Genomic DNA, 12247 nt, shown 5'->3' on the forward strand with positions numbered 1-12247 from the left:
TAAAAAATTAAGAATATATTTAGAATTCAGTTCACTATTCTTTCAGTTTTATTCGATATATTGTATCCAGAAAGGAGAGGCTTATGAACCATACAATTTTAATTGTAGAAGATGAAAAAGGAATACGAGAAACCTTAGCTATTTTTTTAAGAAATCAGGGATACTCTGTTATACAGGCTATTAATGGAAAGGATGCTTTAGAAAAGGTCACAAAAGAAGTTCATCTGGCAATCGTTGATATTATGATGCCAGTAATGGATGGAATTGAATTTACATGTAAAGTAAGAGAAGAATTTGATTTTCCTATTATCTTTTTAAGTGCAAAAAGTGAAGATGAAGATATAGATAAGATCAATGGATTAAACGTAGGAGCTGATGATTATGTAACCAAACCATTTGAAGTATCGGTTTTATTAGCACGTGTTAATTCTCATATTCGAAGATATGAACAGATCATCCGTTTAAAACAGACAACATCAAATTCAAAAAAACTTGTAGTTCGAGGTTTGGAATTGAATCAGGACACAAAAGAAGTATTTGTGGATGGTCGTCAGATTCAATTGACCGCAAAAGAGTATTATATTCTTGAATTATTAATGTCTTATCCAGGAAAAATATTTTCATCGGAAGAAATATATGAAACTGTATGGAAAGAAGATGCCATTAGTACACAGACAATTATGGTACATATACGAAAATTAAGAGAAAAAATTGAGGTGGATCCGAAAAATCCGGATTATATAAAAGTTGTTTATGGAATAGGATATAAAATTGAAAGGGAAAAGTAATATGAAAAGAAAAAATTTAATAACTCTTCTTTTCTATTCCATTTTGGTCGTTGCCTCTATTTTAACGGTCTGCTTATATGGAACAATGGATTCTTATATATCGAATCAGAAAAACGATCAGTTTGTACAAAGATGTAAAGATGATATTGTCTATTTTTTAGTTTATCAGGCAATGGAACTGGATCCAGATTATGAGCCTTTATCTTTTGATGAAAATATAAAGGATGCTCAGTTAATAGAAGATATCAATAATGCGTTTAAATTACAGGCAAGAGATTACTACAATTTTATAAAAAAAGATGATTCTTTATATTATGATATAAAAGATATAAAAACAGAAAAAGAAGCTTCCAATTTAAAAGAAAACTTAAATCAAAGCGATTATAATAATTTTGTATTAAACAGGGTAAATGAAAATGGAAACTGGAAAGTAACTGGAACGTATACAGATCTGGAAACTATTTTTAAAGATGTTTTTACTGATTTTATAGATAATAATATCTATGATATAGGACAATATATCGAATATGAAGAATATATGCCAACTATAGAATACAATGGGCATCCATATGAAATTTATAGTATCTGTTCTTTAAACGTTCCAGAAAATCTGGAAATCCATATTAGAATCCCTTTAGACATCAGTGCAAACAGCAATTTCTTTGGCTATGCTATGTATTATCAGGAACAGATTTATTTTGAATTCTTTTCAATAATTTATATGATCATAACGGTATTGCTGGGATTGATCGTATTCATCATGCCAAAGGATGATTTAAAAGAAATTGTTCCTTTTAAGTGGACAAAACATGTATATTTTGAAATCCTGTTTACATTATTATGCATAATGTTACCATGTGCAATTGTCATGACTTTATATACAGCTGCATATACAGCTTCGGGTGCTGTATTTGAAATAATGAAACAGTTTCATATAGTTGAATTATCTGGAATTGTGACAGCTGTAAATGTTTTATTATTCTTTGTGACATATTTACTGATATCTTTAAGCTGGTTTGCTTTTAAAGAATTTATTTTACATCCAATCGTATATTTTAAAGAAAGAACATTAACCTATAAATTATTTATATGGATTCAGAATAAATTTTATGGTATCTCAAGAAAAGATTTTTCAAAAGAATATTCAATTCCAATTCTGTTAGCTGTATTTATTAATCTGATCTGTATGTTTGTGTTTTCTTCTTTGGAAGGATTTGGGATTATTTGTGCAATTGTTTATTCGTTTATAATCTTTTATTTTGCACAGAAGCGCATAAAAGAAATACAGAATGACTACAATGTGATTTTAAATTCAGCCAATAAACTGAAAGATGGAAATTTTGATCAGAAAATTAATCAGGACGTTCATTTATTCAATTCATTAAAAGAATCCTTCAATGGGGTATATGATGGATTTGAACTGGCTGTTAAAGAAGAAGCAAAATCACAGAATATGAAAGTGGAACTGATATCGAATGTATCGCATGATTTAAAAACACCATTAACCTGCATTAAGAATTATGTACTGCTGTTACAGGATGAAAATTTAGATGAACAGACAAGAAAAGAATATCTTGAAAATTTAAATAAATATGCCGATCGATTAAATCTTTTAATGCAGGATCTGCTGCAGATTTCAAAAATAAACAGTGGAAATATTGAGCTGGAGCTAAATGATTTAAATATAATTGCTTTATTAAATCAGGTACTGTTTGAAAACGAAGAATCTTTACTGGAAAGAAATCTTGTGGTGAAGAAGAATTTTAAAGATGAAGAAATTATTTTAAATCTGGATTCTAATAAAACGTATCGTATTTTTGAAAACTTACTGGTTAATATATCAAAATATGCATTAAGTTTTTCAAGAGTATATATTGATGTATTTAATAAAGAAAAGGAAGTTCAGATTGTATTTAAAAATATTTCTCAGGATGAAATGAATTTTACACCGGAAGAAATTGAAGAAAGATTTGTACGAGGAGACAAGTCAAGACATGGTACGGGAAGTGGCTTGGGTCTTGCCATTGTGAAAAGTTTTACTGAAATTCAGGGAGGAACTTTCAAAATCGAAATCGAAGGAGACTTATTTAAAACCATTGTGTCATTTAAGAAACAAAGCGAAACTGTCTAAGACAGATTTCGCTTTATATGTTAAACTGAATGTATGAAAATCGTAAATTTAATTGAAAATACAGGTGAATATCCATTTATGTGTGAACATGGTCTTTCTATTTATGTAGAAACAGAAAACCATAAGATACTGGTAGATACAGGGCAAAGTGATTTGTTTATACAGAATGCGAAACAGTTAAAGATTGATCTGTCTTTGGTAGATTTGGTTTTTATCAGTCATGGACATTATGATCATGCTGGAGGATTGAAATCATTTTTAGACATTAATGACAAAGCACAGATCTATATACATAAAAATGCGAAAAGAGAGTTCTATAGTTTTAAAAAGGATAAAAGTCATTATATTGGAATGGATTCATTATTGTATTCAAGTCCTCGAATTCATTGGATCGATTATGATTTTAAAATGGATGAAATTTATGTATTTGGAAATGTAGCCCATGAAAAATACTGGCCAAAAAGCAATCTTCGATTAAAATATAAAGTAAAGGATAAATATGTTCAGGATTCATTTGATCATGAAATATATGTAGTGATTCAAAATAAGGTATTGTTGTCGGGATGTGCTCACAATGGAATTGTCAATATCATGGATGAATTTCAAAGAAGATTTAAAAAAGATCCTGAAATTGTCATTTCAGGTTTTCATATGATACAAAGTCAGTATATGGATGAAGATATACAATGCATTCAGGATATCGCAAAGGATTTAAAATCTAGAAATAGTAACTATTATACTGGTCATTGTACAGGAGAATTTGCTTATTCTATATTAAAGAAATACTTGAATTCCCAGATTCATTATATGAAAACAGGAAGTTCAATTGAAATAAAAGATTAAAGAGGAACAATCGTTCCTCTTTTTAGTGCTCACTTACTTCTTCTAAACGATGACCATAATCGGAATCATCAGCTAAAATACGAGTGTTTTCGTTTGCGTATTTTTTAATTAATGCACTGGATTTAGTGATAGGCTGTAATGTACCTGCACCTGCAACACATCCACCAGGACAAGCCATTCCTTCTAATAGATATCCATTTAAACGACCGGCTTTTGCCATCATCAACATGGACTTACAGTTCTTTAATCCTTCGGCAGCTTGAACTTTTACATCGATTTCAGGGTGCTGTTTGTTGATCAGATCTTTAACCGCTTTAGCAACTCCTCCACTGACCGCAAAACCACGACCTGTGTTTGAACCTTCTGTTAAAGGATCGCTTTCGGCAATGTTAGCAAGGTCAATTTTCTTCGCATTGAACATTCCCATAACTTCTTCAAATGTTAAGACAAAATCAATGTCTGAACGGATGGAACGACGACTTGCTTCCAGTTTCTTTGCGGCACAAGGACCAATGAAAACTACTTTTGCGTTTGGTTTGTCTTTTTTAATTAAACGACCAGTTAAAACCATTGGTGTTAATGCCATTGAAATGTAAGGGGCAAATTGAGGGAAGTTCTTTTTTGCCATTACTGACCAGGCTGGACAACAGCTTGTAGCCATAAATGGCTGTTTTTCAGGAACTTTATTTAAGAAATCTTCCGCTTCTTCAATCGTACATAAATCGGCACCGATGGCTACTTCCACAACATCCGCAAATCCTAACTGTTTCAATGCAGATTTTACTTTATCTGGAGTAACTTTTGGACCAAACTGACCAACAAAAGCAGGAGCAATTGCTGCAATGACTTCATGTCCTTCTTTCATCGCATAAATTGTCTGGAAAATCTGTCCTTTATCGACAATGGCACCAAATGGGCAATTGACCAGACATTGACCACAGCTTACGCATTTATCATAGTTGATAACCGCTTTTCCTTCTTCATCGCTAGTAATGGCATCCATACCACAGCTGGCAGCACAAGGTCTTTCGATCTTTGTGATGGCATTATATGGACAGGCATCCATACAGCGACCACATTTGATACATTTTTCCTGATCAACTAAACTGCGACCATTCACAATATGAATCGCATCTCTAGGACAAACTTCTGTACATTGATGAGATAAACATCCCTGGCAGGCATTTGTCACAAATATTTTTTTCTCAGGACATGCATTACATGCAAATTTAATAATATTTATAAGTGGATCATCATAATATTTTTTTGCGATCGTACTTTCTTCAATTCCATCAGAAATTTTTCCATATTCACTGTGTTCACGAATAGGCAGTCCCATTCCTAAACGCAATCTTTCGCCTATAATTGCTCGTTCAAGAAAGATACTGTTACGATATGTCGCTTTTGTACCAGGAAGAATTTCATAAGGAATTTCTTCTATTCTACGTGCATAATCTGTATCATCGGAATAAGCCATTTCAGCAATTGCTGTGAAAATTCGTCTACGAATATCTGTGACGGAATTATATACTCCTCTTGGCATACTTAAAATCTCCTTTATTTTTATCAAACCCATTATACAGATAAATATCTTTATTTAAAAGCCTTTTGGTAATAATTTCACAAATTTGTATCTATATAGTATACTACTGTTATGAAAGAAATGATTATATTAAAGGATGATGCGAATCAGAGACTGGATAAATATTTATTAAAAACTTTTCCTAATTTATCACAATTTATGATGTATAAAGCCATTCGAAACAAAAAAATAAAAGTAAATCGTAAACGGGCACAGTTTAATCAATTATTAAAAGAAAAAGATTCTGTTTTATTATTTTTACCTGAGGATGTATGTGAAACAAAAGAAAGAAAAATCAATCCAAAACTTCCATTAAATATTGTTTATGAAGATTCAAATTATATTTTTGTGAATAAAGAATATGGATTGTTATCCCAAAGCAATCAGAAAAACGGAGATTGTGTGGTAAGTCGCATACAGACTTATCTTTATGAAAAAGGAGAATACAATTTTAATCAGTCTTCTAGTTTTGCACCATCTATATGCAATCGATTGGATCGAAATACCACCGGATTAATTATTGGAGCTAAAAATGCCAATGCCTTGCGTCAGATGAATGAAGCCATTTCCAGTCATAAAGTACATAAATATTATCGTGCATGGGTATCTGGAATTTTAGAAAAAGATGGGGAAATTTCTCTTTATTTACGGAAAGAAAATACTAGAGCCATCATCAGTATGAATAAAAAAGAAGGATATAAAGAAGCCAAATTAAAATACAAAGTACTTGAACATAAAGAAAATGAAACTAAAGTTGAAATTGAATTGTTTACAGGAAGATTTCATCAGATTCGAGCTTCTTTTTCCAGTATTGGTCATCCACTGGTGGCAGATACAAAATATGGATATAAAGGAAAGAAAAAGAAAATGCAGTTACAGGCCTACAAATTAACTTTTGATTTTGATTTACCTGTAATTGAAATCAAAGAATAAATTAATTTTTTTACATCAAAATGGTAAAAATGATATTTATAAGGAATATGTAAGAATTGATGATTATAGTAAAAGTATGAAAATCATTTCTTATTATCGACAAACCCATCATAAATTATGGTTAGATGGATTGGTTCTTGTCCTGTTTCATTATTTACCCATTCCAATTTATGTATCCATTTTTTTATATTGTTTATGTATACAGGATTATTATACATATTATATATCAAAAAAATGGATACTCCCTTCTCTTGCCTTACTGATTTATTTTCACCCTTATTCAATCGGTACATCTTTGATATATGGAATACTATCCTATATTATGTATAGAAAACACTGGATGGGAATGGCAGATGTAGCTTATATGTTTTATTTTGGTCTTCTTATTGGATATGAAAGAATGACCATTGCCATTTTAATCAGTGTAATCTTTGGTTTTTTATTCTTTGTATTAAAAAAAGAAAACATGATTCCATACTTATCCTGTTTAAGCATAGGAATTCTGTTTTCTTTATGTAAAGGATATACATTGTTTTATTCTTTTATCTGAAATCTTGAATCTAAAGGAATCTGTATATCTATTTTATGTTTATATACAGGATGAATAAAACTCATATGAAAATTTTCCAGAAGTAATCCCTTATCATTATAAATCGTTCCATAAATCGGATCGTTTATTATGGGATGGGATATAGATTGTAACTGAAGACGAATCTGATGTTTTCTTCCGGTTTCGATTCGAACTTTACATAAAGTCGAATTTGAATATTTTTTTATGACTTCAATATGGGATATACTCAATTTTCCATTTGGATGAATGATCATAGCTTTACTGTTATGACGATTTCTGGCTATGTTGGATCGTACTGTTTTTTTATGAAAAGGCATTTTTCCCTGTACCAGAGCATAATATTCCTTAATACAGTCATGATTGGCAAGAATGGAATCAAAAAGTCCCTGAAAAAAAGGGAATTTTGAAAATAATACGATTCCGCTGCATTGAGTGTCTATGCGATGCAGTGCCTGGCTTTCATAAGGCCATCCTTGCTGGTATAAATATTCATTTACCCGATCTTGAAGATTCTTTGAATGATTGCCATCCTCATGTACCAGTAAAAAAGGAGGCTTATAACAGGCAATAAAAAAGTCATCTTCATATAATATTTTTAAATCTCCTTTTTGTCTTGAATTTATTTCTTTTAATTTAAAATGAATCGTAACAATTGTATTTTCTAAATATTCTTTCTGATTGGGAACAATCTCATTTTCATTCCATTTTGATTTTGATATATGAAAATAATGCATTAAATCCTGTATAGAGCATTTTTTTAAAATACGTATTTTCATTGAATAAGGAGTTATGTTTAAATATTGGATCATAAAACCATTTTATAAAAAAAACTGTTATAATAAAAGAGTTAGGAGAATGTTTATGATTGAAAATACAGTAACTTTGGTCGCAACTGATTTGGATGGGACTCTATTAAATAATAAAAAAGAAGTATCAGAAATAAATAAGAAAGCTATACGAGATTTGAAACAGAATGGTATCTTTTTTGGAATTGCTTCAGGACGCCCTGTAGAAACCATTCTAAAAACCATTGAAGACTGGGGAATGTCTAAAGATATTGGTTTTGTGATGGGGATGAATGGTGGAGCAATCTATGATTATCGACTTCAAAGTAAAGAAGAATACTATCTGTTAGATGGAGAAATTGTGATAGAAATAATGGATTTCTTTAAAGGATACGATGTGAAATTCTGGATTTTGATTGGAGATGATCGTTACGTGAATGTTTCAACAGAACAGACTCGTGCACATGCCAGATTATATAAAGAAAATGAAATTGAATGCGATTTATATGAATTTGTGAAAAATCGCAAGATCAATAAACTGATTTTAAACTTTGATCCAGATTATCAGAAAGTCGTTGAACAACGAGCCAGAGAATATAAAAATGATAAATGCACAGGATTTTTTACTGCTCAGAATTTATTTGAATTTGTGGATCCTCATATTAATAAAGGATTTGGGATTGAAAAGCTATGTGAACATTTTGGGACTTCAAAAGAGCATGTAGTAAGCTTTGGCGATGATTTGAATGATTGTGAAATGCTGATGGCTTCTGGTTGTGGTGTGGCAATGAAAAATGCGAGAAATCGATTAAAGAAAGTGGCAGACTATGTATCAGAATATACAAATGAAGAGAATGCGATTGCTCATTTTATATACGATTATATTTTAAAGGAGGATCAAAATGTCTAGATGGGATAAAATATATTGTGAACTTTGTCAAACAATTCTGGATGAAGGAATTGAAGTTAAAAATCGAACAGGAATCAATACAGTTAAGATTCCCAGTGCTCACTTTCAACTGGATGTAGACAAAGAATTTCCTATTCTGACGACAAAACAGCTTTTTATCCGTCAGGCTATTTTAGAGATGTTGTGGATCTATCAGGCGCAGTCAAATGATGTACGATGGCTTCAGGAAAGAAATGTCTTTATCTGGGATAAATGGGAAATCGATGAAAATGGTGACTGGATTGATGAAAAAACTGGTAAAGTATTAAAACATTTTGATCCATCCTATGCTCATACAATTGGAACAGCTTATGGGTTTATTGTGAAAAAATATCATCTGATTGATAAACTGATTGATTCTTTAAAAAATGATAGAAACGATAGAAGACGTGTGATTTCCTTATGGCAGGATGAATATTTAGATACCGCTGTCCTGCCTAGCTGTGTCTGGTCCAGTGAATGGGATGTGACAGATGGTTATTTGAATATCTGGGTTCATCAAAGAAGCTGTGATGTTCCTTTAGGACTTCCATTCAATGTAACCCAGTATGCAGTTCTGTTAAAAATGATTGCACAGGTAACGGGTTTAAAAGCAGGTAAAATTGACTGGTCGATCAAAGATGCACATATTTATGTGAACCAGATCGAAGGAATCAAAGAACAGCTGAATCGATATCACAACAATCCGGATATTCCTGCTCCTGAATTCTGGCTGAATCCAGAAATTAAAGACTTTTATGAATTTGATCATTCAAAAGAATGTAAAGACTGTAAACTGATTGATTATAAACATATGGGTAAAATTAAATTCCCGTTAGCACAATAGGAGATAAATATGGAACTTGTACAGATTGCGGCCATTGGAAAACGAAATGAACTGGGAAAGAACAATGCATTGATATGGCATTTAAAAGAAGATATGAAGTTTTTTCGAAGAATGACAAAAGGACATACGATTGTAATGGGAAGAAAAACATTTGAATCTTTGCCTGGAATGCTTCCTAAAAGGCATCATATCATCATTACTCGAGATTTATCTTATTCAAAAGAAGGGATTGAAATCTTTCATTCCATTGAAGATTTTATAGAATCGTATAAAGAGAAAAAAGAAGAGGTATTTGTGATAGGAGGAGGACAGATCTATTCACAGCTTTTACCGTATTCTTCTCACTTATATCTTACAGAAATTGATCATGAATTTGATGCCGATGTTTTCTATCCAGAGTTTAACAGAGAAGATTATTATTGTAATGTACTGACAGACTTTGAAGAAGATGGAATACATTATCGCCATATTGAATATATAAAAAAATAAAAAAAGGGGGTTGTTACAGCTTGGTAACAGCCCCATATTATCGTATACGTTTGACAATAAACCAGACAAGAAAAGCTAAAGTGATTGAAAAAATAAAAGGAAACCAGGATACAGCCATAGGAAGATCTTTAACATTCATTCCATAAAAACCAAATACCATATTAGGAACTTCCATAGAAATTGTGATAATGGTCAAATCTTTCATAGAGAAGTTTAAATTATTGGCAATAATGTTCGAAAATGTATCCATAGTACCATTCAATACATCTTTATAAATATGACTCATTTCATTTGCCTGATCAATTTCAATCAGTACATCATCTAATAAATCATTGTCTTCTTCGCTTAACTTAAACTGACGGCATCTTCTTAATTTTTTTAACGTTACTTCATCAGATTTTAAGGAAGTAGAAAAATAAATCAAAGATTTTTCTAAAGCCAGCATAGATAACAGTTCTTCATTTTTCATGGTTTCTCTTAATCGAGAAGAGAGTTCTGTAGAATAATGATCGATCTGCTGAAGATAAATCAAATATTTCTGAGAAATCTTTAACATGAAATGAAGAAAAAACTGAATGGGATTATTTGTATTAATTCCTCTGCTTTTTCCGTTTATAATTTCATTGATTTCTGTATTCTCCGATAAACTGATAGATACGATAAACTCATTACATATCACGATACCAAGTGGATAGGTATTGTAGGTTGCATTTTCTGTACGTACCAGATGAGGGCAGTCAATAATAAATAAAGTCTGATTCACATCATCATCGTAGTCAATGTGGGCATTTTCAGAACGGTCTAAACTTGATTTTACAAATTCTTCTAATATTCCTAATTCACGAATCAATGTTAACTTTTCTTTTCGATTTGGATCCACTACATTGATCCAGCATCCTTTTTCAGGGGAATCAATTTTTTCAATAAATCGATTTTTTGTAATATAGTATTCAATCATGTAATTATTATAACATTATTTTGATTTTATTGAGCGATTTCTTTTATCATTAAAAGTTTTTTCTCATCAAATAATAATGATTTAAATGTCTGTAATTCTTCATAGTGAACAAAGTCATATTCGGCACGGGACAACATCATACAGACCTGCTGTAAGAATTCTCTTAAATCAATCCAATGTTCACTGGAAATTGCCTGAGATAAGGCATGAATATTTTCTTCGATCATTAAAGGCTGAAGATAATTAAATAATGTAGTCGTATTTACATTCATTGAAAAAGAAAGTCTGGCCTGATAAATCGGATAGACATAATTTCTTAATAACTTTAAAATGGCTTTAGAATAATATAAAATGCAAGCACTGAAGTCACTATCTTGTACATCCTGATAATACATTTCAATATCACAAGCCTGCTCAATTGGATCTAATACAGGCAAATCGCTATATTCTTCAGGATCGATATGTAAAAATTCATAGAAGTCTATTTCTTCTTCCTCTTCTGACTCTTCCATACTGGAATCTTTCATCTTATGCACCATCTGGTCAGCCATATCGTTTAATTTTTCTTTGTCTTCATCACTTAAATTATCCATCATTTCTTTTATACGAGAAAAGTCTATGTCACTGAATTTCATAATAACCTCCATATATGATATAATCTATTCAATTTTAAATCGAATAAAGAAGGGTGTAAAGGAATATGATTGGAACTTTTGTGAATGCAGGAATGATATTAATTGGAAGTATTGCAGGAAGTGTATTAAAAAAGGGGATTAAAGACAAATATAAAGAAGCTTTGTTTCTGGCTATGGGATTGGCTGCAACAGGATTAGGAATCAATTCCATTGTACAGAATATGCCAAATAGTGAGTATCCTGTCTTATTTATCGTTTCTTTGGCTATTGGAAGTCTGTTTGGAACAATATTGGATATCGATGGAAAATTCCACAAACTGGTGAATCGGTTTTCAACAAAAGGAAAACTGGCACAGGGACTATCTACAGGAATTCTTTTGTTCTGTATTGGAACTTTGTCTATTTTAGGACCAATCAATGCAGCTTTGTATAAGGATTATACTTTTTTATTCACAAATGCGACTTTGGATTTAGTGACATCTACTGTTCTGGCTTCTGCATATGGAATCGGTATGTGCATTGCAGCAGGGGTTTTATTTTTATGGCAGGGTTCTATATATGTTCTGGCTTTGTTTTTAGGGAATTTTATGAGTGCTTCTTTAATGTGTGAAATATCAATCGTTGGAGGATTTTTGATTTTCTGTTCAGGAATATCCATACTGGAAATTAAAAATATAAAAACATTAAATTTATTGCCATCACTACTGGTTCCGGTATTATTTTTTATAATATTAGCACTTATATGTTGACAGTGCTA

13 protein-coding genes are annotated in these 12247 nt (G+C 31.3%); 9 read left to right on the forward strand and 4 right to left on the reverse strand.

The features are described 5' to 3' along the window. Positions 1–83: 83 nt before the first annotated feature. The 3 genes from FYJ50_RS03985 to FYJ50_RS03995 are packed head-to-tail and all read left to right on the forward strand — an operon-like array spanning position 84 to position 3762. Complete coding sequence (locus tag FYJ50_RS03985; protein WP_154459734.1) at positions 84–788, forward strand: response regulator transcription factor; 705 nt, start codon at positions 84–86, stop codon at positions 786–788. A 1-nt stretch (position 789) separates the two neighbouring features. Continuing rightward, a complete protein-coding gene (locus tag FYJ50_RS03990; protein WP_154459735.1) occupies positions 790–2919 on the forward strand; it encodes a sensor histidine kinase in 2130 nt (709 codons plus the stop codon). A gap of 33 nt (positions 2920–2952) precedes the next feature. Continuing rightward, the gene (locus FYJ50_RS03995; protein ID WP_154459736.1) at positions 2953–3762 is read left to right on the forward strand and encodes an MBL fold metallo-hydrolase; all 810 of its coding nucleotides are present in this window, start codon (positions 2953–2955) and stop codon (positions 3760–3762) included. Positions 3763–3784: 22 nt separating this feature from the next. Here FYJ50_RS03995 and FYJ50_RS04000 read toward each other — a convergent pair whose 3' ends face one another. Continuing rightward, positions 3785–5305: a 4Fe-4S dicluster domain-containing protein gene (locus tag FYJ50_RS04000; protein ID WP_154459737.1), complete on the reverse strand. Its 1521-nt coding sequence runs from the start codon at positions 5303–5305 to the stop codon at positions 3785–3787. A 111-nt stretch (positions 5306–5416) separates the two neighbouring features. On the opposite strand from FYJ50_RS04000, the gene FYJ50_RS04005 reads away from it, so the two are divergent. Together FYJ50_RS04005 and FYJ50_RS04010 are read left to right on the forward strand one after the other, a co-directional pair. Continuing rightward, positions 5417–6277, forward strand: a complete 861-nt coding sequence (locus FYJ50_RS04005) for an RluA family pseudouridine synthase (RefSeq protein WP_154459738.1) — start codon at positions 5417–5419, stop codon at positions 6275–6277. A gap of 76 nt (positions 6278–6353) precedes the next feature. Next, positions 6354–6827, forward strand: a complete 474-nt coding sequence (locus FYJ50_RS04010; RefSeq protein ID WP_154459739.1) for a prepilin peptidase — start codon at positions 6354–6356, stop codon at positions 6825–6827. Here the strand turns inward: FYJ50_RS04010 and FYJ50_RS04015 are convergent. After that, positions 6812–7657 carry an RluA family pseudouridine synthase gene (locus FYJ50_RS04015; RefSeq protein WP_154459740.1) on the reverse strand — a complete coding sequence of 282 codons (846 nt, stop codon included), beginning with the start codon at positions 7655–7657 and terminating at the stop codon, positions 6812–6814. The two genes, FYJ50_RS04010 and FYJ50_RS04015, sit on opposite strands and share 16 nt — an antisense overlap. A 52-nt stretch (positions 7658–7709) precedes the next feature. On the opposite strand from FYJ50_RS04015, the gene FYJ50_RS04020 reads away from it, so the two are divergent. The 3 genes from FYJ50_RS04020 to FYJ50_RS04030 are packed head-to-tail and all read left to right on the forward strand — an operon-like array spanning position 7710 to position 9897. Next, on the forward strand, positions 7710–8543 hold the full coding sequence (locus tag FYJ50_RS04020; protein ID WP_154459741.1) for an HAD family hydrolase: 834 nt from the start codon (positions 7710–7712) through the stop codon (positions 8541–8543). Beyond that, positions 8536–9408 carry a thymidylate synthase gene (thyA, locus tag FYJ50_RS04025; protein WP_154459742.1) on the forward strand — a complete coding sequence of 291 codons (873 nt, stop codon included), beginning with the start codon at positions 8536–8538 and terminating at the stop codon, positions 9406–9408. Before FYJ50_RS04020 ends, thyA begins: the two co-directional genes overlap by 8 nt. Before the next feature lie 9 nt (positions 9409–9417). After that, positions 9418–9897, forward strand: a complete 480-nt coding sequence (locus tag FYJ50_RS04030; RefSeq protein WP_154459743.1) for a dihydrofolate reductase — start codon at positions 9418–9420, stop codon at positions 9895–9897. A 37-nt stretch (positions 9898–9934) separates the two neighbouring features. Here FYJ50_RS04030 and FYJ50_RS04035 read toward each other — a convergent pair whose 3' ends face one another. Continuing rightward, positions 9935–10855, reverse strand: a complete 921-nt coding sequence (locus FYJ50_RS04035) for a magnesium transporter CorA family protein (protein WP_154459744.1) — start codon at positions 10853–10855, stop codon at positions 9935–9937. Positions 10856–10881: 26 nt separating this feature from the next. After that, complete coding sequence (locus tag FYJ50_RS04040) at positions 10882–11490, reverse strand: hypothetical protein (protein WP_154459745.1); 609 nt, start codon at positions 11488–11490, stop codon at positions 10882–10884. 65 nt (positions 11491–11555) lie between these two features. On the opposite strand from FYJ50_RS04040, the gene FYJ50_RS04045 reads away from it, so the two are divergent. Further along, on the forward strand, positions 11556–12239 hold the full coding sequence (locus tag FYJ50_RS04045; protein ID WP_154459746.1) for a DUF554 domain-containing protein: 684 nt from the start codon (positions 11556–11558) through the stop codon (positions 12237–12239). The last annotated feature ends 8 nt before the right edge of the window (positions 12240–12247 follow it).

Source organism: Floccifex porci (assembly GCF_009696175.1).
GTDB lineage: Bacteria > Bacillota_I > Bacilli_A > Erysipelotrichales > Erysipelotrichaceae > Floccifex > Floccifex porci.